The 22,006-nt window shown below is 33.3% G+C and carries 24 protein-coding genes; 21 read left to right on the top strand and 3 right to left on the bottom strand.

Going from position 1 to position 22,006, the window contains the following annotated elements; translation table 11 throughout:
• Positions 1-771: 771 nt before the first annotated feature.
• Together ACQV2O_RS06335 and ACQV2O_RS06330 are read left to right on the top strand one after the other, a co-directional pair.
• Entirely contained in the window at positions 772-1,371 is a 600-nt protein-coding gene (locus tag ACQV2O_RS06335) for a type IV toxin-antitoxin system AbiEi family antitoxin domain-containing protein (RefSeq protein WP_428875290.1), read from the top strand.
• Between the two features lie 77 nt (positions 1,372-1,448).
• Positions 1,449-2,207, top strand: a complete 759-nt coding sequence (locus ACQV2O_RS06330; protein ID WP_428875289.1) for a nucleotidyl transferase AbiEii/AbiGii toxin family protein — start codon at positions 1,449-1,451, stop codon at positions 2,205-2,207.
• 644 nt (positions 2,208-2,851) lie between these two features.
• On the opposite strand, the gene ACQV2O_RS06325 is transcribed toward ACQV2O_RS06330, so the two are convergent.
• On the bottom strand, positions 2,852-3,487 hold the full coding sequence (locus tag ACQV2O_RS06325; RefSeq protein ID WP_428875288.1) for a DUF2812 domain-containing protein: 636 nt from the start codon (positions 3,485-3,487) through the stop codon (positions 2,852-2,854).
• 1 nt (position 3,488) lies between these two features.
• Entirely contained in the window at positions 3,489-3,809 is a 321-nt protein-coding gene (locus ACQV2O_RS06320) for a PadR family transcriptional regulator (protein ID WP_428875287.1), read from the bottom strand.
• A 297-nt stretch (positions 3,810-4,106) separates the two neighbouring features.
• Here ACQV2O_RS06320 and ACQV2O_RS06315 point away from each other — a divergent pair, with 297 nt between their 5' ends.
• The 15 genes from ACQV2O_RS06315 (at position 4,107) to ACQV2O_RS06245 (ending at position 16,696) form a co-directional block, all read left to right on the top strand.
• A complete protein-coding gene (locus ACQV2O_RS06315; protein ID WP_428875286.1) occupies positions 4,107-4,637 on the top strand; it encodes a hypothetical protein in 531 nt (176 codons plus the stop codon).
• Between the two features lie 635 nt (positions 4,638-5,272).
• Positions 5,273-5,689, top strand: coding sequence for an NUDIX domain-containing protein (locus ACQV2O_RS06310; protein WP_428875285.1), 417 nt, complete (start codon positions 5,273-5,275; stop codon positions 5,687-5,689).
• A 276-nt stretch (positions 5,690-5,965) separates the two neighbouring features.
• Positions 5,966-6,511, top strand: a complete 546-nt coding sequence (locus tag ACQV2O_RS06305) for an N-acetyltransferase family protein (protein ID WP_428875284.1) — start codon at positions 5,966-5,968, stop codon at positions 6,509-6,511.
• 213 nt (positions 6,512-6,724) lie between these two features.
• Complete coding sequence (locus ACQV2O_RS06300; RefSeq protein WP_428875283.1) at positions 6,725-7,294, top strand: DJ-1/PfpI family protein; 570 nt, start codon at positions 6,725-6,727, stop codon at positions 7,292-7,294.
• Positions 7,295-7,702: 408 nt separating this feature from the next.
• Positions 7,703-8,545: a hypothetical protein gene (locus ACQV2O_RS06295; RefSeq protein WP_428875282.1), complete on the top strand. Its 843-nt coding sequence runs from the start codon at positions 7,703-7,705 to the stop codon at positions 8,543-8,545.
• 271 nt (positions 8,546-8,816) lie between these two features.
• Entirely contained in the window at positions 8,817-9,026 is a 210-nt protein-coding gene (locus ACQV2O_RS06290; protein ID WP_428875281.1) for a PIN domain-containing protein, read from the top strand.
• Positions 9,007-10,032, top strand: a complete 1,026-nt coding sequence (locus ACQV2O_RS06285) for a PIN domain-containing protein (RefSeq protein ID WP_428875280.1) — start codon at positions 9,007-9,009, stop codon at positions 10,030-10,032. Before ACQV2O_RS06290 ends, ACQV2O_RS06285 begins: the two co-directional genes overlap by 20 nt.
• A gap of 520 nt (positions 10,033-10,552) precedes the next feature.
• The gene (locus ACQV2O_RS06280; RefSeq protein ID WP_428875279.1) at positions 10,553-11,587 is read left to right on the top strand and encodes a phosphate/phosphite/phosphonate ABC transporter substrate-binding protein; all 1,035 of its coding nucleotides are present in this window, start codon (positions 10,553-10,555) and stop codon (positions 11,585-11,587) included.
• Positions 11,588-11,671: 84 nt separating this feature from the next.
• The gene (phnC, locus tag ACQV2O_RS06275) at positions 11,672-12,439 is read left to right on the top strand and encodes a phosphonate ABC transporter ATP-binding protein (protein ID WP_428874090.1); all 768 of its coding nucleotides are present in this window, start codon (positions 11,672-11,674) and stop codon (positions 12,437-12,439) included.
• Positions 12,432-13,256 carry a phosphonate ABC transporter, permease protein PhnE gene (phnE, locus tag ACQV2O_RS06270; protein WP_428875278.1) on the top strand — a complete coding sequence of 275 codons (825 nt, stop codon included), beginning with the start codon at positions 12,432-12,434 and terminating at the stop codon, positions 13,254-13,256. Before phnC ends, phnE (ACQV2O_RS06270) begins: the two co-directional genes overlap by 8 nt.
• A gap of 9 nt (positions 13,257-13,265) precedes the next feature.
• A complete protein-coding gene (gene phnE, locus ACQV2O_RS06265) occupies positions 13,266-14,075 on the top strand; it encodes a phosphonate ABC transporter, permease protein PhnE (protein ID WP_428875277.1) in 810 nt (269 codons plus the stop codon).
• A gap of 472 nt (positions 14,076-14,547) precedes the next feature.
• Positions 14,548-15,138, top strand: coding sequence for an N-6 DNA methylase (locus ACQV2O_RS06260; RefSeq protein WP_428875292.1), 591 nt, complete (start codon positions 14,548-14,550; stop codon positions 15,136-15,138).
• A complete protein-coding gene (locus tag ACQV2O_RS06255) occupies positions 15,128-15,445 on the top strand; it encodes a hypothetical protein (RefSeq protein WP_428875276.1) in 318 nt (105 codons plus the stop codon). Before ACQV2O_RS06260 ends, ACQV2O_RS06255 begins: the two co-directional genes overlap by 11 nt.
• A gap of 384 nt (positions 15,446-15,829) precedes the next feature.
• A complete protein-coding gene (locus tag ACQV2O_RS06250) occupies positions 15,830-16,159 on the top strand; it encodes a hypothetical protein (RefSeq protein ID WP_428875275.1) in 330 nt (109 codons plus the stop codon).
• A 183-nt stretch (positions 16,160-16,342) separates the two neighbouring features.
• On the top strand, positions 16,343-16,696 hold the full coding sequence (locus tag ACQV2O_RS06245; protein WP_428875274.1) for an ASCH domain-containing protein: 354 nt from the start codon (positions 16,343-16,345) through the stop codon (positions 16,694-16,696).
• A 629-nt stretch (positions 16,697-17,325) separates the two neighbouring features.
• Here ACQV2O_RS06245 and ACQV2O_RS06240 read toward each other — a convergent pair.
• Complete coding sequence (locus ACQV2O_RS06240; protein WP_428875273.1) at positions 17,326-17,622, bottom strand: hypothetical protein; 297 nt, start codon at positions 17,620-17,622, stop codon at positions 17,326-17,328.
• A 427-nt stretch (positions 17,623-18,049) separates the two neighbouring features.
• On the opposite strand from ACQV2O_RS06240, the gene ACQV2O_RS06235 reads away from it, so the two are divergent.
• The 4 genes from ACQV2O_RS06235 to ACQV2O_RS06220 all read left to right on the top strand — a co-directional run bounded on the left by ACQV2O_RS06235 (position 18,050) and on the right by ACQV2O_RS06220 (position 21,899).
• Positions 18,050-18,682, top strand: a complete 633-nt coding sequence (locus tag ACQV2O_RS06235) for a GntR family transcriptional regulator (RefSeq protein WP_428874098.1) — start codon at positions 18,050-18,052, stop codon at positions 18,680-18,682.
• 234 nt (positions 18,683-18,916) lie between these two features.
• Complete coding sequence (locus tag ACQV2O_RS06230) at positions 18,917-19,288, top strand: GrdX family protein (protein ID WP_428875272.1); 372 nt, start codon at positions 18,917-18,919, stop codon at positions 19,286-19,288.
• Positions 19,289-19,300: 12 nt separating this feature from the next.
• A complete protein-coding gene (locus ACQV2O_RS06225; RefSeq protein WP_428874100.1) occupies positions 19,301-20,587 on the top strand; it encodes a glycine/sarcosine/betaine reductase component B subunit in 1,287 nt (428 codons plus the stop codon).
• A gap of 16 nt (positions 20,588-20,603) precedes the next feature.
• On the top strand, positions 20,604-21,899 hold the full coding sequence (locus ACQV2O_RS06220) for a glycine/betaine/sarcosine/D-proline family reductase selenoprotein B (RefSeq protein WP_428875271.1): 1,296 nt from the start codon (positions 20,604-20,606) through the stop codon (positions 21,897-21,899).
• Positions 21,900-22,006: the final 107 nt, after the last annotated feature.

Below are 22,006 nucleotides of genomic sequence, written 5' to 3'. Positions count from 1 at the left end.
ATGTTCGTATATCATGAGTCCTGGCACAGAGTCCTTTCTATTTTAGTTACCACTTTTAATAGATTGGACTTCTGTGTTTTTATGTAGCAAAAAATAGGGTGGAAGGAAGTGTTTTTCTTCCATCCACCCTATTTATTATAGAGCCAAAATAAAAAATAGAGTTGAGGTCTTCGGCCATCAACCCTATAAATTATAGAATCAGAAATTCACCAAGTGGGGTTTCGATTCGGGTCAAACTTTATTATCAAAAGTGAGAGCAAATAGAAGGTGATTTTACCGAGAGGGTCACGGAAAACATTCCAAAAGAATGGCGAGAACCTGAACAGATAAAAATGGCCATAGAGTAGAAAAAAACGGGGATAAAATTTGTAACTTGTAACTAAGTTTTTAAAAGCCTATGAATTAGGCGAGTGAAAATCAGAAGTTAGTCCTAGCAAAAGTTTCAAGACTTATCAAGAAGATTTCTGCCTCATTGAAACACTTTTGAAAGTGCAGGTTACAGTTACAAACTCTCCTGTGTCAATTTTTCCAAGAAGATAAATTAGAAAATAAATTTTAAAAAATTGAATAAAAAATGAATAGCAAGCACAGCAAGTGAGTACTCACTTGCTAAAATGTTTCCGGTCAATTCATTTATAAATTTATATGCAAATTTTTAGGGATAACCCTAAGATCTTAGAAGTAATGAACAAAAACTAAAGAAACTCACTTCACAAACGTGCGTTAATAATATATAATTAAAGCGCGAAAGATGATAGGAGAGAAGCAATCATGAATAAAGAAAAAGACCTTTTAGAAAAATTATCTGATGAACATGGCTTAATCTTTGTAAGAGAAGCTGAAGCCAAAGGCATTGACCGATATAGACTATCTTACTTGGCTAAGGAAGATAAAATAGAACGAGTGGGTCATGGTGTTTATACTTTGAAAGATGAAATCATTGATGATTACGTCTTGCTTCAAAGAAGCAGCAAACGAGTGATTTATTCTTACCATACTGCCCTTTATTTTCATGATTTAGCTGACAGAGTGCCTTCCCAGATTCATATTTCTGTTCCCCAAGGTTACAATGCGTCCAGACTAAAAGAAAGATTTGATGACCTTGTTGTTCACTATGTAAAGATAGAACTTTTTGAATTAGGGAGAGAAATGACCACAAGTCCTCTAGGTGGAGAGATTATTCTATATGATGTCGAACGAACCATTTGTGATATTGTAAAAGACCAAAGGAATATCGATTCTCAAATTTTTACAGGAGCTATTAAAGAATATTTTGGTAGAGGAAATATCAACTTCAGAAAACTTATTAAGTATGCTAGAGCTTTAAAAGTCGAAGAAGAGATAAGACGTTATTTAGAGGTGATGATATGAGATCAAGTGAGCAAATAAAAGGGAAAATCAAGCACTTAGCCAAGACAAAAAACCTAAAGCCACAGGAAGTTTTTCAAATGTACTTTTTTGAAAGAGTCCTAGAAAGACTAGAAAAATCTTTCTACCGGCATTCCTTCATTATCAAGGGAGGACTTCTAATTTCTTCTCTCATTGGTATCGATAATCGCACGACCAAGGATATAGATGCGACGGTCAGAGGCATTACCTTAACGGAAGAAAATATTACTAAAATTGTGAAAGAAATTTTGGCAATTGATGTTCAAGATGGGATTGATTTTGTCTTTGAAGGGGTAAGAGAAATCAGAGAAAGCGATGAGTATGAAAATTACCGTATTAGCTTTTCGGCCCGCTATGGCAGAATTAATAATCCCATGAAGATGGATATCACCACAGGTGATGCTATTACACCAAAGGAAATGATTTATCAATACCCACTAATGTTTGATGAAGGTCATGTGGAAGTCATGGCTTATCCTTTGGAAACCATTTTGGCAGAAAAGATTGAAACCATCATCAGAAGAAACATTGCCACTACAAGGATGAGAGATTTTTATGATATCTATCTCTTGCGTAAACTTTATGGGGATAAAATTAACTTTAAAACTCTAGCACGTGCCATTGAGAATACGTCTAAGAAAAGAGAATCTTTAGATGATTTGGCTGATTATAAAGAAATTTTAGAAGATATATCGAGTGATGATTATCTTAAACAGCATTGGCAAAACTATCTTCAAGACAACCCTTATATCGGAGAGGTTGAATTAGATGATACCTTAGATGTTTTATCAGAAATATTCCAAAAGATAAGCAATTGATAGAAAAGTTTGTATGAAAATTATGAGTTAGTCCACCATTTTAGTGGGTTAGCTTTTTAAATTGGATTGAGGATAAAGAAACTTAAAAAAGAAGTATCACAATCTGAATGCTCTTTATGAAATCCTGATTTAGGACGCCATCTTCAAGAAAACATTTTAATCATACTAACTTATAATTCATTAGTGATACTAAAATGATACTATTCCTTTAAAAACAGAGGAAAATATGAGTAAAAACTAGACTCTATTCACAAAAGTGACTATTAAAAAACTTATAAATAGCCATTTCAAGTTTTCCATCAAGGAGTGGGAGTAATTTGATAAAAAGAATAATGGATCAATATCAACGCTTTAAAAACGCAAATAAAAAATTTAAAGAAGAAAAAATAGTGTTAAGAATGGCTTCTACTTAGTTAGAATGAGCTAAAACTCTAGTCTATATGACTGGAGTTTTTTATATTTTTTCTAATTTAGACTATTAGAGTCATTATTAAGAAGTATAACAACAAGAATTTGTTTAAGATAATGAAAGATGATTCAAAGAAACGTGAGGAATCTATAGCATCTTACGAAAAAATATGGTGAGCAAAGAAAGACGACAGTAATAATTCATCACTGTCGTCTTTGATGTTTTTTCAAAAATATTAATTGCTATTATGAATTAAGTCATTATATTTACGCTTATTTACAAAAGCTTCAAACCCCATCCATGCTGCTAATATCAACCAAATAACTTTAGAGAGTAGTCTCATTAATGCAAAAGGAATTTCAAATATAAAGGAAGACCAGAACTGCCAGCCGGTCATTTCCCATAAGCCAGGTGTAAGAAATGCAGTCCTTGGGTTAAAAAGTGAATAACTGATATCTCCAGTAGAAAAGATAGTAAAGAAAAACAGAAATATAATAGACCAGTTTAGAGCTTGTTGGCTGTAGCGCTTGTATATTTCAGCATAGGACTCTTTATTTGAATAAATAAAGTCTTCTGAATTAGGATTATTTTGCTGAAAGTAATGCACACTGAAATTTTTCCTGCTTGAAACAACTGTCCATCCCATATCACTAAAAAGTTGAATGTAGTTTTGATATTCACTCGATTTCTCAAATTCACGATAATCAATCCGAGTAATAGGAACTTTATCATCAATTTTTTCAAACACAAAGCAAGCAGGGAACTTTTTATTTATAAAGCGATAACCTTCTTTTCTAAAGGAGTTAATCCAAGCTTCTTGTTTGTCTAAATCTTTGAATAAGAATACTTTCCTTTTTATAATTTGTTTCATTTTAGCTTTCTCCTCTCATCAGTTCTTCTGCAAGGTTAAGCAATTTGTGCATTCTCTTTGTTTCAGCTTCAATGACATCATAACCAGATTTAGTAATTTGGTAGACTTTGCGACGTTTGTCTTCGCTTTTTACCTCTTTAATCCAACCTTGTTTTAGTAAATTATCTAAGGCACCATACATGGTGCCAGGCGCAATTTTTACATTGTTATTACTAAGCCGATCAACTTCTTGCATTATTATATAACCGTGTGCAGGTTTTATTAGTGACAACAAAATTAAATAAGTCGTTTCTGTTAAGGGTAAACTGGGGTGCCTAGGCATAATATTAGCTCCTTTATATCGTTAAACTATTCAGTTGGACTGTATAGTCAGATTGTATATCGTCGAACTGAATAAGTCAACACATACAAAGGTAAATTATTAAAGAGAACTATCGGTAAATTTTAAAAGGAAGCAAATAAAATGAAACCTATTTAGAAATAGTGCCTGAAAAGATGTTCCAGCACTTTAAAAGTCCATATTATTTTCCTCTTCTATATTCATAAAGAATATCTTATCATGGGAATAGAGTGTTAAAAATTTTATGTTATTTAAAAAACCATAAAGGAGAATTGAAATTTGGATTCATATTTCTACATTATTTTATTTTCAACCATTTCAGCAATGTCCAGAGGATTAATAAGTGTGATTGATAGGTATCAAATAGGGTATAAAAAGCAATCTGTGTTAAAAGTTAATTTTTTAAACAATTTATATACGCTATTATTCATAATAATTTCACTCTTTTATATAAATGTTAATGATCTGTTTACTATGATTCTTAATTATAAAATAATCATTTACAGCATCTTAGTACAAATTGTTGCAGTAGGATACTCAAAACTATTTAAACGCTTATCCATTTTTGAATCGGCGATCGTATCAAAAACAGCTGTTTTTTTTATTCCTTTAGCCTTATTTTTTACGACAGGAAGAATAAATTTTGGTAATTATTTCATTTCTATCTTAACAACTATCATAATTATTATTTGGGTAAAGAAAAAAAGTGATTTAAAAACATTATTACATGGAGTAATTATTATTGTTCCACCGTTAGTTATACAAGCTTGCTTATTTCCTCTTTTGGTTGGAGACTATAAAAAATATTGATTCACTGATTTTATTTACAGTAAGTACTTTAATATTAAGATTTTTTGTATCTTTTATAAGTTTGATTCCAACCTTAAATCAAACTGATTGGAAAAGACACAATAAAAACTCTTTCGATAATCTTTATTTTTTAGAGCAATTTTAACGTGTATTGCACAAATAACATTTGTTTTTGTGACATCTTCTAATATTTCTTCAATTGCTTGGATCTTCTTAAATATTACATCGCTTTATGGAGTAATGTTTTCAAATTTGATTTTGAAAGAGAGTAAGAATAAGAACGAGATTTATATAATCATTGTTGTGAGTACTATAACAATTTTATCGCAATTATTAATTCATGGATGATTTACACGAAGAATTTAAAAAAGCGATTTTTGTAAAAACTATCTGCACTAAAAAAAGGCTTATATAGTTGCAAAATAAATTGGCTGGATCTAAATTTTTAGACACTACTGCTCGATTTCGTGTCATAATTAGCCATAATGCAAATAACGGTAATTGATGTTGAGTTTAAAAACTTTCTACTAGGAAAACAAATTAAAGAATGATCTACCTTTTAGAGTGATTATTGAGTTAGTTTATTCTTAAAATTTAAAAGAGCAAAAACATAATTAGATTGAGGAGGTTTAATCATGAATCAAATGAATTTTATAGGTGTTAAAGTAGCACTCATTAATAAAGGGAAAGTATTAACTATTTTAAGAGATAATCTCCCAAACATTCCTTATCCTAATATGTGGGATTTAGCTGGTGGTGGAAGAGAAAATGAAGAAACACCATATGAAACTATGAGAAGAGAGGTTAAAGAAGAATTAGCTATTGATATTTCTGAATCAAATATTGTATGGACCAAATACCATGAAAGCATCACAAATGCAGGAGAAAAATCAGTTTTTATGGTTGCTAATATATGTGATAGTCAAATCGAGAATATAAAATTTGGAGAAGAGGGACAAAAGTATGAAATGCTAGCTTTTGAAGATTTTATTGATAATGAAGATGTAATCGAACAATTAAAAAAACGTTTCTTAGAATATCTTAATAAGTAATTTAAAACTAACCAATCTCAGTTTGTTAAGTAACAAACTCTTCTAAAACAATGAAGAGTTTGAATCTACAACCATTGATATTGCGTAATATTTTTCACCCGAATCTAGTGTCAAAGTTATGAAAAGAGCAAATAGTAAAGATGAAAACTGGGTTCAAACCTTCTACTAAGGAAACGAAATGTCGAGTTAAGTGCTTTTTAGAGCAACAGATGATTATTTTCCTCTAAAAATAATACTAGGAAAAAGTAGAAATTTAAATTTATGTGGGGGATAAATATGAAATATACACCAGAAAATTTTGAACTAAAAGATGGCAGAATCTGTAAAATTCGAGAGATTCAAGTAAAAGACGCTGCAGAAACTGTTGAATATTTGAAAACCATTATGGGAGAATCTGACTTTTTGAATTCCTATCCAGAAGAAATAACCATAACTGTTGAAGAGGAAGCAAAAATGATCAAAGGCTTTAATGAATCTGATAATACACTTATGATTGTTGTTGAAATGGATGGAAGACTGATTGCAAACGGCACAATAACAAGACTGAGAAAACAGAAAATGCGCCATCGAGGAAATGTTGCCCTTGCTGTGCTAAAAGAATTCTGGAACTTAGGAATAGGGAAGAAGTTACTTCAAGTTCTCGAAGACTATGCTAAAGAATGGGGCCTTTCCCAACTTGAGCTTGACTATTTCTCAGGTAATGAAAGAGGCAGGGTTCTTTATGAGAAATGCGGATTCATCCAAGTGGGAGAAACTCCTAATGCCTACATTTTGAAGGATGGAACCCGATACAACAATATAAAAATGGTAAAAAGTATTTAGAAAAGCTTTAGTTCTACAAATCCCAGTTTATTGGATTAACAGTCCACCTGAATATCTAGAAAACTTAGTATATATAAGTGTTGATATTACTTTATGATTTCACAGGTGAGTTTTGTGTCATAATTATGACAACGGTACATAGTAGCGATGGTGACTGGGTTCTAGGCTTCTACTGGAGAAATGAAACATAGCAAAATATGTGGAGGTTAACTAATGAACAAAACAGCAGTGCTTATATATGATCAATTTTGTTATTTTGAAATAAGTGTGGCATTAGAAACTTTGCCCTTAAATGGTAGAAGGATTGATGTATTTGCAAAAACTAAAGATATAGTTAAATGTGAAGAAGGTCTAAAAGTTCTCCCAGATCAAACAATTTATGATTTAAACATAGAGAGATATGATAGTCTCTTATTACCCGGTGCGGTTGATATACGTTCAGCAGTTGAAGATCATGAAATAATTGAATTTATTAAAAAGTTTGAAGGTAAAATAATAGGTGCCATTTCTATTGCTCCTATTTTGCTGGTAAGAGCCGGCATATTAAATGGCAAGGCTTTTATGATAGGAACAGATAAAGAAGGTTTGCTACAGGAGGGATACAGTGAGGCTGATCTTAAATATATGAAGGATTGGAATAATTGTATAACAAAACCTATTGAAGAAGGTTATATTCTAAATGATAATATAGTCACGTCTGTTTCTTTTGAATTTATAAGATTTGGAATTCAGTTTTGTAATATGTTGAGAATTGAAATGTCTCCAAAAAGTTTTGGATTGTAAGATATTAACCACATGTTTTATTTAGCTTTAATAAAAGCTATAAGATTTATCATCTGGGTCTCATTTCATAATTATGATAATGGTAGATAGTAACGGTGAACACTAGCTTTTAAGCGCTCTATTAAGAAATTTAATATGGATTGATGTGCTTTTTAGAATACTACTTTGAAAATGTATGTATATAGGTTTGATTAAAATTTAATATTAGAAATTGTTTTTAATATTGGCAATAACGTAAGAATTAGGACATTGGGAAATAGATAAAGTAATAGGTAAAAAGGAAGCAGATAATCCTGTTCTCTTAACTTCAGTTATAAGAAGGGGTAGGTTTGAATGGATGATTAAGATAGACGGGAAAACAGCAGAAGGAGAATTTTTAAAATAGGAGAAAAAGAAAGTAGAATATATATGAGATTTAGTAAATATTATACTCAAGAGACAAAGATTAAAAAAATTGAAAAAGATATAGAGAGAGCTAAGTTTAATTGCCTTACTTTAAATGAGTTAATTGAATTGTTAAAAATAAGTTCTTTTTCTATTTTCAATCATTGTGAAAATATTTTAAATAGAATTGGAGACTATATTTATTTAAAAAAATACACTGATATCCAAATAGAGTATTTAATTTCTTTAGTTGAACGAACGATTAAAGAAGGGGAAGAAATTCCATCTAAATATAGGTATAAAAGTGATAGCTTACTTAAAAAATTACTTAGAATATTGCCAAGTGAAATCTCTTATAAATATGCAATGTCTTGTTTTAAGCATAGAAGAAAAGCTAGAAGAGAAGTAGGGTTTGATTATTTTAAAAGAAATTCTCAGTGCAAAGAAAGTATTAACAAATTATTAGAATTGTATAGAGAGACCTTTGATAAAAGAATTTTGGAGCTTATTGCTAGAAATTATAAAGTAGGTTTTCTAGAACCAAAGGATTTGAATTCTGTTTTATCTGAAATTGAAGAAGGATATTGGAGAACTCGTATAATTGAAGTTTTAATTGAAGGTGTATTAGAAGAAAATACAATAAAAATAATAAACCAATACCCTTATGACTCTACATATGCAATGGGAAGACTTGAAGATGATTCAATACTGCCAATAATAATAGATAGTTTTGAAAGTTTTGCTAGTGATTTAGAATCAATAGGGTTAGTTTTTTGGGCATTGGGTAAGGTTGGGGCTAAAGATGAAATAAATAAATTAGCCAAGATGTTTTATCAATGCTATCCGGTGGAAGAAATTAGAAAATAATAAACTATATGTACAATTAGGCTTAGTTTTAGCTACATAGTGTAGAATATCTTGTGTAAACCTAAATTGTTCATTGAATATAAAAAGCCCCGGGTTTCGTGTCATAATTATGACAACGGCAGATAGTAACGATGAACACTGGCTTTCAAGCCACGTACTATAGATACAAAATAAGGATTGGTGTATTTTTTAGACCAATTATGGCTCACGATTGTTCTAAAAGGCGTATTGGAATAGATATAATTTGTTAATTATTAAAAAGGAGGAAGAATTGGAAGGTAAAGAAGAATTAGAGTTTCCATTAAATGTTTTTGTTGATACACAAATATTTGAAAGTCAAAGTTTTGATATAAGTGATAAAAGTAGATTAGGATTGCTAAAAAAACAAGTTAAAAAGGGTGCTATCAATTTTCTTACAAGTGAGATAATTGTTGGAGAGGCAAATAAGCACATAAAAGAAAATGTTGAAAAAAAACAATGAAATAAACCAAAACTTTAATAGCAGAGAAATAGCTATTCTTAGAAACAGTAAGTATGCTGATAGTTTTAATAAATTGGATACTGAAGAGGTAGTTCAAGAAGCGCTAAATCAATTTCATAATTATTTAAATGAGGCAGAAGTAACATATTTAGATTTAGATAGTATTGAATTAAAAACTATACTAAATGATTATTTTAATAACAGAAAGCCATTCGGAACAGGTAAGAAGAAGCACGAGTTTCCTGATGCTTTTAATATTTCAATGTTAAAGAGTTTAAGAAAAAAAGATTATCAACCCATATATGTAATAAGTGGAGATAAAGATTTTGAGGACATAAAAGGAATTTATCTTTATAAAAGTATAGATGAATTATTGAATCTTATTAATACGGATAAACTTATCGCTCAACAAGCTTTAAAGTACATCAATAGTATTAATTATAGGTTTGCTGAGGAAATTAAAGAACAATTTTTGATAATTCACAAAACATCGAACTTGACGGGTTTGATTATGATCGTAAAGGCATTATTGGTGGATATGAATATGAGGAAACTGAGCTTCAAAATGTTAAGCTCTGTAGTTATAGATTATAACTCTGAAGAGCATGAAATAGTAGTTGCTTTAAAGTGTTTAGTAGAAATTGTAATTAACTGTACATTTTTTGATTTAGAGAACTCTATTTGGGATTCTGATGATAAAGAATACGCTACAATGGAATATGGTTTAATAAAAGAAAATCACAATAAAAAAATTGAGATAGTTGCACGTATACACTATGAGTATGAAAATGAAGACGAAGATTCTTATCCAGAATTTGAAGTAGATAGCATTGAAGTAGATACAGCACAAAAACTTACGCAGAGAACGTTAAATAGTAAAGGTAGACAAATCATTAATTATCCAGATCTTATTTGGGAAAATTATTGTCCAGATTGTGGATGTGGACTAACATGGGAAAATGATGGTGGAAACGATTTTTGTGATAAGTGCGCTCCTAATCATTAACAATTCACCTAAAACAAAGGAAATATACAGAAAACACCTGGGTTTAATAATAAAAGCTCTAGTAATGTGTTAGGAATAAACTACATCCACTTTTGTATTCGCTGAAATTGCTCATGATTTTACACCCGGTAGTGGTAACTTTCTAACAGAAACTTATATTACTTTTCGTAGACTAGAAAATCAAATTCTAAAGACCCTTAAGGAAACCAGATTGTAAGGGAGAAAATGCACAACCTTATTTAGGTTTTCATTAGTCAGTTTTATGGAATTGAAATTATTGATTTTGCTGTTTCAATAATAAAAGCTTTTTAATGTAGAGAGTTTTGTCAAATTTATTTTATACGAAAATAAAAATATTTTCTTAGTATGAGAAAATAGTATTAAAAAAACACATGATAACAGGAGAATGATTGAATGGCTTCTTACCTACTGTAAACTTTATGTAAAATTGAACAAGCAAGTTGCTCTACTTTACTTAGTTCGTTATAATTGAGCTATCAAATATTTGGAGGTAACATCTGTGAAGAAAAAGTTTAGTCTATTAATGGTCCTATCTCTACTGGCAAGTGTTTTTTTGAATGTATTTACTGTAAATGCGCAAGAAGAAGCAGTTGAAATTGAGACGTTAAAAGTTGCTTTTGTTCCATCCCGTGATCCCGAAGAAATTATTACAACAACCGAGCCTTTAAAACAGCTCTTGATTGATGAGTTAGCTAAAGAAGGATTCAATGTTAAGAATGTCGAAATTACTGTCGGAACATCTTATGAAGCAGTCGGAGAGGGTATGGCTGCAGGAACGATTGATGTTGGTTTAATTCCTGGCGGAACGTATGTCTTGTTCGAAGACGATGTGGACGTTCTTCTTACATCGACCCGTCAAGGTTTATCGAAAGACTCTGAGAATCCAGCAGACTGGAATGACGGTCAAGCGACTGAATTAATCGAAGATCAAGTGTCTTACTACAAAGGCTTAATTATTGCAGGACCTTCTGAAAAAGGCCAAGAATTAGCTGAGAAAGTAAACAATGGCGAAGAATTAACATGGGAAGACTTAGACTCTGCTAAGTGGTCAGTCATGTCCTCCTCTTCTTCATCAGGTTACATTTATCCTTCCATTTGGTTAGGAAACCAATTCGATGGTAAACAAATTTCTGACTTATCAAATGTCGTTCAAGCAGATTCCTATCCTTCTTCCATTGCACGTTTAGCATCCGAACAAGTAGACGTAGTGGTTGGTTTTGCTGACTTACGTCGTGATAATGTCGATGCATGGATGGAAGATATGGGACGCGAAGCGAGCATTTGGGAAGAGACAAATGTCATTGGCGTTACTCCTAATGTTTACAATGACACTGTTTCTGTAAGTAAGACTTCAGAGATAATGACAGACGAATTAAAAACAGCCCTTCAAAATGCTTTCATTAATATTGCTGAAACCGAAGAAGGTAAGGAAGTCATTGCTATCTACAGTCATGAAGGCTACAAACCAGCCAAAGCTGAAGATTATGAAACAGAACGTGAAGCGCAAAAAATTCTACGTGAACAAGGTGAATAATAAATACCGACAAATAGTCTAAAACAAAACACCCACTGGACGGTGGGTGTTTCTTTGCTTGAAAGATTAAAAAAGGAGAAGGCAATGATCAAATTTGAACAAGTTTATAAAAGATATCCAAAAGGTGTATTAGCATTACAAGATATTAATTTGGAGATTGATCAAGGAGAATTCGTTGGCATTATTGGTTTATCGGGTGCAGGTAAGTCCACTCTCATTCGAACGGTTAATAAAATGCATTCCATTTCAGAAGGAAAATTAACGGTTGATGGGGTGGATGTGAGTGGCTTAAAAGGTAAGAGCTTGCGTCAGTTCCGACGTAAGATCGGGATGATTTTTCAGTCTTTTAACTTAGTAACTCGTGCAAAAGTCATCACCAATGTCTTATCGGCTTTTGTCCCTGATATCCCTTTTTGGCGCGTCTTGATTGGCTATTACAAGAAGGAAGAAGAAATAAAAGCCTTGGAAGCTTTGGACAGGGTAGGAATTCTTGATAAGGCCTATACGCGAGTCGATCAACTATCGGGTGGTCAACAACAGCGGGTGGCACTGGCTAGGACTTTGGCGCAAGATCCACGCATTATTCTAGCCGATGAGCCTGTTGCTTCTTTGGACCCAGTCACCGCTGCTGTAGTGATGCGAGATTTCCAGAATATCAATCAATCAGACAACATCACCGTCATCATCAATATTCATCATGTGGAATTGGCGCTTGAATATTGTGATCGGATTATTGGCATTCGCGAAGGAGCAATTGTTTATGATGGGCCTTCAAATGAAGTCACCCAAGAAGTCCTAAACCATATTTATAAAGGACAAAGCACTGAAGAGGAACGTGACTCCTATGAATAATCCAATACTTTCATTTATGCGTCCCAAAGAAATCGTGCTTTCAAATGGCAAGAAGGTGTATAAGAAGCGCTCTTTTAGCTTGTTAATTGTTTTATTGATTACTTTATTGATTTATTTATCAGCTAAAATGACTGGTTTTGATTTACAAGTTTTAATCAAGCGTGGTGAGGAATTCTTTGTTATTTTAAAACGGATGGTACCACCCAATACGGCTTATTTTAATGAGGTAATCCCTCCGCTGCTCGATACGATTAAAATGTCTGTACTGGGGACCTTTATTGGTGCGCTTTTAGCGATACCTTATGCCATGTGGTCTGCCACTAACTTAACTAGAAATCACTGGATAACTAGTCTTTTAAAACTATTGTTGAGTCTAATCAGAACTTTACCAACCTTAGTGACCGCTTTGATTTTGACTTATATTTTTGGCTTAGGGACTTTTGCAGGGACCTTGGCAATTGCTTTATTCACCTTTTCTTTCATAGCTAAACAACTTTATGAAGCCATTGAGACAGCGGATATGTTGCCTTATGAAGCCATGGAAGCCTTAGGAGCGAATAAAATGTATAGTTTTCTCGGAGCGATTAAACCGCAAGTGCTTCCAACTTATCTGTCAGTGGCCTTATACACTTTCGAAGGAAATGTCCGTCACGCTGCTATTTTAGGTTATGTTGGGGCAGGAGGAATCGGCATTATTCTCGATGAGAATCTAGGTTGGCGAGAATATCAGAATGTCGGAATGATCCTGCTTTGTCTGTTCTTAACGGTAGTGGTGATTGAAAGTATCAGTCGCTATCTAAGAGCAAGGTTAACATAGGAGGTAGTCATGGTAGATAAAATTAATCAAATGTATGAAAGTAAAGATACGAATCGCTGGCAAGTATTGGCTTGGACGATGTTAGTAGTTGGGCTAGTTGTCTGGTCTGCTTCAACCATTGATGAAGTGGGGCTTGCTAAGCGGGGCATCACTTTTGCTGTAAGTATCATCCAAGGAATTGTTAACCCAGACAGAGAACTGCTTTTTAATCTTACGAAACAGTCGGTTCCTTATTTATTATTGGAGACGATGGCGATCGCCTTTTTAGGGACTCTGGTCGGAGCAGTCTTCTCCTTTCCTCTTTCTTTTCTAGCATCGAGTAAAGTGGTTCCGGTTCCTGTTGTAGTGATGACCCGTTTTTTGGTGATGGCTATTCGAACCATTCCAGCCTTTGTCTATGGTCTAATGTTTATTCGGGTGACGGGTCCAGGACCTTTTGCAGGCGTTATGACGATCTCAGTGACTTCCATTGGTATGTTAACCAAGTTATTTAGTGAAGCCATTGACGATATGGATAAATCCATTTTAGAAGCGCTCGATGCAGCTGGCTGCAATACTTTCGAGAAGATTCGTTGTGGGATTATTCCTCAATTATGGTCTAGTTTACTATCAACAATTATTTTCCGCTTCGATATGAATTTAAGGGATGCTTCTATTTTAGGTCTGGTAGGAGGGGGAGGAATTGGTGCACCCCTTAAATTTGCCATGTCCTCCAACCGTTGGTCGCAAGTAGGAGCCATTCTAGTAGGACTGGTTGTGCTCATTCTAGTGGTCGAATTTTCTTCTTCGTCTATTCGTAAACAATTGACAAATGGTTAGTAGAAGATAAAACACTGACTTACTAATGTAATGAGCTTAGTATTGGACTGAAACTGAATAATAGTACAAAACTTTAGAACACTCCCATTGGATTCAAGGAAAATGAATTTGATGGGAGTGTTTTTGTATGAAAAGAGTTTTTAATTCAGTTAAAGGAAATATAGGTCTGTATGTAGTTTAAAATCATAATTTTTAATTATATAATTAGGCCAAACTAGGGTTTTGTGAGGGTGAAAATGAAGAACTCACGATTAAAAAAATAATTTGTATAGGATTAGTGTGCAGAAATTCAATTTAAATAAAAATTAAATATTTAATGTAACAAATTAAAGGTATATTTAAATTGAATTTTATAGGAGGGAAAAATATGTTAACAGGTGAATTAAAGAATAAAGTGGATAGAATATGGGAAACATTTTGGACGGGTGGAGTTACTAATCCGTTAACTGTTATCGAGTAATTTACATATCTCATCTTTATAAAAACATTAGATGATAAACAATTACAAAGTGAAGCAGAAGCGAATATATTAGGTCTTGAACCAAAAATTATATTTAAAGGGAATAGTAAAAAATACAAAAACAGCTTTGATTATGAAGACTTGAGATGGCACAATTTCAAAGAGTTTGAAGCAGAAAAAATGCATAAAACGATTGTTGAAGGAGTATTTCCATTTATAAAAGACTTGAATAGCAATGAAGGATCCTCCTTTTCTAAATTTATGACAGATGCAATGTTTCAAATTCCTACAGCTCAAATGTTAGAGAAAATTGTAACAGCAATAGATAGTTTAGTTTTAGAAGGAGATTTAAAGGGAGATCTTTATGAGTACTTACTATCTAAGCTATCTACATCAGGTACAAATGGACAGTTTAGAACACCTAGACATATTATAAAGATGATGGTCGAACTGGTAAAGCCAACCCCATCAGACATCATAATAGATCCAGCCTGTGGGTCTCGTGTCATAATTATGATAACGGCAAATAATAACGATGAATACGGGGTTTCCAGACCCTCGAATAGAAATAGAATAGTAAACTGGGGGAGTAATGGGCTATAAATTAATAGTGGAGAGCATTAAAGATGAAGGCAAGCTATTCCATGACATATGTGATTATATCCAAATAGACAATAAAACAATCGCCTTTGGTAACGATACAAGTCCCTCAAAAACTGATATTAGAATTAATTTTTATGTCAATAAGGATTGGGTCATTAAAATTAATTCAAAAAATGAATTAACTCAAAATGACTTTATTGAACTGATTAAAGTGATTGATAACTATAACAATAGTGCATTTATGTACCAAGTTACCTTCAATCTCCCGATGGAAATTACTTATATGAATTTAACTTGGAAAAAATAGAATTTGTTTCTTGGATTGAAGAATATGTTCCATACGAAATCTGTAACTTCAATGACTATTCAGACAATATAAAATTTTAAGTGTTAAAAAATACTGCCAAATATATGGCAAAAAATTCAAATAAAGATTTGATGAGTAGATGGAGTATGTGGTCAATCATTGAATTACCAGATTGAGAAGAAAAAATTGATGAGAAAGAACAAAATTATCATTTATTAAGAGAATGCTTATTGTCTATAAAACCAATCAAATTTATTTTCTACATTAGATGAGGTAAATCAGAACTGTAGGAATGGAATAAAAGAAGTTCTGCCTCAATTAAGAAAGTGCTCCATACAAGGCGATCTTAATGCAACAAATATTTTAGTTAATAAGAATGAATTTGTGGGTCTAATTGATTTTAATATGTCTGGAACGGTAGTGAATAATAATAATATTCTTAACGAAACAAGATATGAATTATCTATGTATGATTTTGAGAATCTAACGGCGAAAGAAAGCTTCGAGAAAATGACCGACTATCGTAATGATTTACTGAATCATGTTTTTAAAATTTATGATTTAGATAATATCGAGCAGAGTGTTTGGGATGATTATCGAAGGATTGTAGATTTATTTTTATGGCCGAATGTTAGTCTATGGAATTATTTGATTAAAGAAGATATTCATGTTGATAAAGTTATGGATCTTATAACGTTAATAATCAAGAGTTAGTAAGAAATTTTAGGAGTTTACATCTGGGTTTCGTGTCATAATAATGACACAGGCAAATAGTCAAGTAAATACAAGGGTTTTAGAGCTTCTAACAAAGTTTAAAATCAAAAAAATGAGTTATTGATGTACTATGTAGCAGGGTTTTTCGATAATAAATATTGTAAACAGTAAATCATTAGGGAGGTGAATAATTTGATTCATTATATGAACTTACATCCTGAACCTTTTTATAAAATAAAGTATAAGCAAAAAGATATTGAATTGCGATTGTTAGATGAAAAAAGGCAAATGATACAAGTTGGAGATTTCATTAAGTTTACAAATACTGAGAATAGTGAATGTAAATTAAGTGCTGTCGTGGTTGCATTACATAAATTTCCATCATTTGATAAGTTGTATGAGTCATTATCTTTATTGCGATGTGGTTATACTATCGACAATATTAATCAGGCTTCATCAGCTGATATGGATGTATACTATCCAAAAGAAAAACAGCAAGAGTATGGTGTAGTTGGTATTGAGATAAGAATATTATAAATTTGAGTTTATAAGGTTAGCAATTCACCTGAATAGATATAAAATTTGTATTTATAAGTGTTGATATTACTATACGATTTAACACCCGGGTCTTGTGTCATAATTATGAAAACGGAAGATAGTAACGATAAACACTAGATTTCAAACCCTCTACTAGAGAAACAAAATATGAAATGAAATACTATTAGATCAATAAATTAATTATTTTGCTCTAAAAAGCATGAAAAAAGATAAATTATAATTTACAGGAGTTTTGATAAATGATAGAAAAAGTTGAATTCACGAATATGTGTATGATATGTGATGGCAGTAAGGTTATTGTCATTGATAGAAAATATGAATCAGGCTATCGAGAGAGTTGAGAAAATGAGAGATGTGTTTAAAGGATATTTGTTGTGGATGATGTTAAAATCTAAGTTATATTTTGCCATAATAAGACTCCCTAAAGTTGAATTTCATGGTCCAACTATAGGGGTCAGTACACTGATTGCCTCTGGTTATTTGTTTAATTGTTAAAAGACGAGATATTTAGTTATTAAAAAAATCTTAAAAAAAAACGCCTTCTAAATCAACCCAATTTTCAGTCATGAAAGATTATAAAAAGCGTCTTTTTTTGTGAAACTTCAATTTTATCTCAGTTTAAAACGTTTGGGTCCAAATAAATAGACGATCATTATACCTAAAACAAAATACTTTAAGGCATTAAGAATAAGAAGAGTGATGTCAATGATGGCTAATCGAATCTGAATTTTCTTTATAAAGACTGAACCAATTTGGTCATAGAAAATCTTATTAATATAGATAATTCCCTGATCATTGGAATAATCAGTCTTTCCTATTCGGATATCTTCGACTTTCACTTTTGCGGACTGGCTATCTATTTCTTCAACGAATTGTCGGGATTCAATTAAATTGCTTATATTCAAACAATTAAAACAAACTGCTCGAGATAAGAAGTTTTTAAAGTAAAAATAATGGTTAGAACGAGCATTAAAAGACCAGGGGCTAAAAAATTGATTGAGAAAAATAAGTCATAGCTAAACTCTAAATTTACCAAAGTACCGGCTAATGCGAAAAGAAAGCCAACTTCGCAAGTGAAAAAACACTATGAATGAGATAATCAAAGAAAAAATAGTTTAAACGATTTAAGAGAGAGGTTAAAAAAAAGCTATACTTTATACAAGTTCTTTTAATTCGCTGTGCAAAATAAAATTGAGTGCTAACGTAAAGATAACCTAGGAGATTATACATAATTAAACATTATTTGATTTTCCTCAAAGATTGAGGTTATAATAAGTGAGGTCTATGTATAGTGTTATACAGAATGGCTTGATAGCTAAGAGGTGAAGAAGATTGGATCAGAAAAATTTAAGTATCTATAATCAATTGAAGCGTCGCATCATTGAGTTTGAATATAAACCCGGAAAAATACTCAATGAAGTTGATCTAGCTGAAGAGTTTGGCGTAAGTCGTTCACCGATTCGATCAGCCTTGCAAGAGCTAGAGCGAGATGATCTCATTAATATTGTGCCAAGGTTTGGAGCACAAGTTGCTCCTATTGATTTTCGTAATATCAAGGGGCTATTTGATGTAACAAAGCAACTAGATCCCTATGCGACTCGTCAAGCCGTAAAACGGATCACCCCCTCACAATTAGCAGAGTTGAAGCAAATTATTAAAAATTTAGAATCTTATTCTACTACAGCAAGTTATCAAGAGGCTATCAACGAAGATGAACGATTCCATCAAATTATTTTTCAAGCTTGTGATAATCGATGGTTAAAAGAAACACTAGCTCATCTTCATTTACATACCGAAAGATTGTGGCATTATTGTAATGATTACTTTGATGATATGACTATCTTTACCAGAACCTTCCGTAAAATCGTGCAAGCGATTGAAGATCAAGATGAAGAGGCAGCCGAACAATATGCTTACGAACATATTGAAGACTTTCTTTCTAGAATTAAAGAATCTCTCTTTTAAGAGTGAATGAAATATAGTTAAAAACCTTAAGGTCTTAGTAAAAAGATCTTAAGGTTTTTTTATGTAAATTTTTATTTTAAATAAATCAAAATTTTTATCTAAATACAATTGACATTCATCTGAAAAACAGTTAGTATATCAGTGAGGTGATGAGATGGTTTCAACCCACAATTTATTATTGGATGTAAGCGTTAGCATTGTCTTCATTAAAAGTGAAAAGATAGAGGTGGTGATATGATTTTAACGAATAATATAACCGTCAATGAAAGCGGTAACATAATCTTGGTTGAAGGTGATCAATTAGCTGTTTTGAAAAAGGCACGTGACTTGATTCACAAAAAACATTATTTAATGACATCTCCTTTGGCCGCCAGTGGTCGGATGCATTTTTCTCCCGTACGGTCGATCTTGATATCAGATAAACCAGAAGGAGATAACACTCAGTCTCTTTTGGCAATTGAAAATAGCATAGAACTTTTACAAAACTCTTTAGCTACCCATACAGTGGATTACAAGAATAAGGAGGATTACGAATTTATTGATTACGAGCTTTTAAAAGTAGCTCTTAAAGAGGTAAGTGAGTTGGGAGATCGTTTTAACAAATAGGAGGGAATCAATTTGAAACTAGAAAGACGTAAAGTAAAAATTAATGATGTTGTCTTTGGCGATAAAAATGAAGTAGTAGGAGAAAAACTCGTTTTAAATCGCGAAGAATTAGTCAATTATATTAAGAGTTTGGACAATATTAAAGAGGTTACTGTCGATATCGCTAAACCAGGTGAAAAGACACGCATCATCCCTGTAAAAGATGTCATTGAACCACGGGTAAAAGTAGAAGGTGTTCCTGGATTTGCTGGGATAACTTCGCAGACTGGCCAGCTTGGGAATGGAGCTTATAACGTATTAGAAGGCGTTGCTATCGTTACAATTGGAGATATTGTCGGCTTCCAAGAAGGTGTGATTGATATGTGGGGAGAAGGAGCAAAATGGACGCCCTTCTCCAAGACTTTTAATTTAGTGGTGGATCTATCGGTAGTCGACGGATTAACAGCTCATGAACATGAATTAGCAGTTCGAATGGCAGGTCTGTTAATCTCTGAATATGTCGGACAGTTTGCAAAAGACGCTCCAGTCTATGAAATTGAAACGTTTGAAGTAGGATCAAATCCAGAAGAAACAGCTAAATATCCAGATCTTCCTAAGGTAGTCTATGCTGAGATGCTCATCACTCAAGGGCTTCTCCATGACTCTTATATCTATGGAGTGGATGCTAAAAATATTATTCCAACACTTCTGCATCCGCTGGAAGAACTGGATGGAGCAGTCGTTTCGGGCAACTGTGTAGCAGCTTGCGATAAGATTACGACTTATCAACATCAAACCAATCCAGTTATCTTAGAACTTTTGAAAAAACACGGCAAAGAAATTAATTTCCTTGGTGTGGTTATGGTTCCAGAACTAACAACCTTAGAAGGAAAATTTAGATCGTGTGATTTCACTGCTAAATTATGCAAGCAGTTGGGGGCAGATGGGGTGATTGTATCGGAAGAAGGATATGGAAATCCAGACTCTGACTTAGTCATGATTGCTGAACGATTAGAAAAACAAGGGATAAAAGCTGTTCTGATAACGGATGAATGTTCTGGTTGGGATGGAGCCAGTCAACCACTCGCAGACTCAAAACCAGAAGCAAAAGCTGTAATATCAACAGGAAACGTTTCTCACGTTGTAACATTACCAAAAGCGGACCGTATCCTGGGAGATCCAGAAGCGATTGCCAATTTGGCAGGAGGATGGGCTGGAGCCTATGATGCTGAAACCGGTGTTATGAAGTGTGAATTAAATGCTGTGATTGGAGCCACTTCAGAGATCGGATATCATAATTTGATGGTCACTGAGTATTAGAACGAGGAGGAAGACAATGGAAAAAAGAATCTTATATTATTTGAATCAGTTTTTTGGTCAGATTGGTGGAGAAGACAATGCCGACTTTGCTCCCGTTTTAAAGGAAGGGACAGTCGGTCCTGCCGTAGGATTTGAAAAGGAGTTGGGCGATGCAGGTAAAGTGGTCGCGACTTTTATTTGTGGCGATAACTATATCAATGAAAACAATGAAGCAGCTTTAGCTGAATTTAAGAAAGCAATGGATGAGATTCAACCGGATTTAGTAGTAGTCGGCCCCTCCTTTAATGCGGGCCGCTATGGGGTGGCTTCATCCTTAATTGCTCAGTTCGTGGTGGATAAATACGATATCCCTGTAGTATCAGGTATGTATGAAGAAAACCCAGGTCTTGAAATTACCAGACTAAAAGCATATACCGTTCCAACTGGAAATAGTGCAGTTGATATGCGATCTGCCTTACCTAAAATGGCGGCGATTGCGAAGAAAATATTAGCAGGCGAGCAAGTTATTCCTGAAGAAGATGGGATCTTCAAGCAAGGTAAGCGTATTACAGGCTTTTCCGATAAAATCGGTGCCGTTCGTGCGGTTGAGATGCTGATGAAACGTTTGAACAACGAAGAATATAAAACTGAAATGCCAATGCCTAGCTTTGACTTGGTTGAGCCAGCCCCTCCAATTAAGGACTTAACTAAAGCCACAATAGCTTTGGTAACTACTGGAGGGATTGTACCGGTAGGAAATCCCGATCGGATTCAGTCTGCCTCTGCTCAAAAATGGGGTAAATACAATATCGAAGATCATGCTAACCTTACAGGCGATTTCATCACCATTCATGGTGGTTTTGATCCTATCTATTGTAATGAATCGCCAGATCGTGTTCTTCCATTAGACTCTCTTAGAATAATGGAAAAAGAAGGCAAAATTGGTAAGGTTCATGAGAAATTCTACACCACGACAGGTACAGGTACGGCAGTTGGTAATGCCATCATATTCGGTAAAGAAATAGGAAAAGAATTGAAGGAAGCGGGAGTTGACGGAGTAATTCTTACCAGTACTTGAGGGACCTGTACACGTTGCGGAGCAACAATCGTTAAAGAAATCGAACGTTTTGGTATTCCAATTGTTCATATGGCTACAATTATTACCATTTCTCAATCTGTTGGAGCGAACCGAATTGTGCCAACAGTTGCTATTCCTCACCCTACTGGAGATCCATCCCTGGAGCGAAAAGATGAAGAGAAATTGCGCATGAAGATGGTTGAACGTGCGATAAATGCACTGAGCCAACCAGTAACGGAAGTTACGGTCTTCTAAATCCACTTGAATAGAGTGAATAGATTCTAAAATAATAAGAGCAGTCCCGATCGAATAGCTTTATAACTGTTCTATGGACTGCTTTTTTTTAAAATTTACTTCTTCAG

Origin of the sequence: Facklamia sp. P13055 (assembly GCF_050409445.1) — a bacterium.
GTDB lineage: Bacteria > Bacillota > Bacilli > Lactobacillales > Aerococcaceae > Facklamia.
This window is presented reverse-complemented; position numbering and strand designations above follow the sequence as displayed.

Coding starts and splice junctions, on each gene's coding strand:
- ACQV2O_RS06230 (WP_428875272.1), top strand. CDS start 18,917: ATGATTTTAACGAATAATATAACCGTCAATGAAAGCGGTAACATAATC.
- ACQV2O_RS06255 (WP_428875276.1), top strand. CDS start 15,128: ATGGGCTATAAATTAATAGTGGAGAGCATTAAAGATGAAGGCAAGCTA.
- ACQV2O_RS06295 (WP_428875282.1), top strand. CDS start 7,703: ATGAGATTTAGTAAATATTATACTCAAGAGACAAAGATTAAAAAAATT.
- ACQV2O_RS06320 (WP_428875287.1), bottom strand. CDS start 3,809: ATGCCTAGGCACCCCAGTTTACCCTTAACAGAAACGACTTATTTAATT.
- phnC (WP_428874090.1), top strand. CDS start 11,672: ATGATCAAATTTGAACAAGTTTATAAAAGATATCCAAAAGGTGTATTA.
- ACQV2O_RS06325 (WP_428875288.1), bottom strand. CDS start 3,487: ATGAAACAAATTATAAAAAGGAAAGTATTCTTATTCAAAGATTTAGAC.
- ACQV2O_RS06330 (WP_428875289.1), top strand. CDS start 1,449: ATGTACTTTTTTGAAAGAGTCCTAGAAAGACTAGAAAAATCTTTCTAC.
- phnE (WP_428875278.1), top strand. CDS start 12,432: ATGAATAATCCAATACTTTCATTTATGCGTCCCAAAGAAATCGTGCTT.
- ACQV2O_RS06335 (WP_428875290.1), top strand. CDS start 772: ATGAATAAAGAAAAAGACCTTTTAGAAAAATTATCTGATGAACATGGC.
- phnE (WP_428875277.1), top strand. CDS start 13,266: ATGGTAGATAAAATTAATCAAATGTATGAAAGTAAAGATACGAATCGC.
- ACQV2O_RS06300 (WP_428875283.1), top strand. CDS start 6,725: ATGAACAAAACAGCAGTGCTTATATATGATCAATTTTGTTATTTTGAA.
- ACQV2O_RS06310 (WP_428875285.1), top strand. CDS start 5,273: ATGAATCAAATGAATTTTATAGGTGTTAAAGTAGCACTCATTAATAAA.
- ACQV2O_RS06305 (WP_428875284.1), top strand. CDS start 5,966: ATGAAATATACACCAGAAAATTTTGAACTAAAAGATGGCAGAATCTGT.
- ACQV2O_RS06285 (WP_428875280.1), top strand. CDS start 9,007: ATGTTGAAAAAAAACAATGAAATAAACCAAAACTTTAATAGCAGAGAA.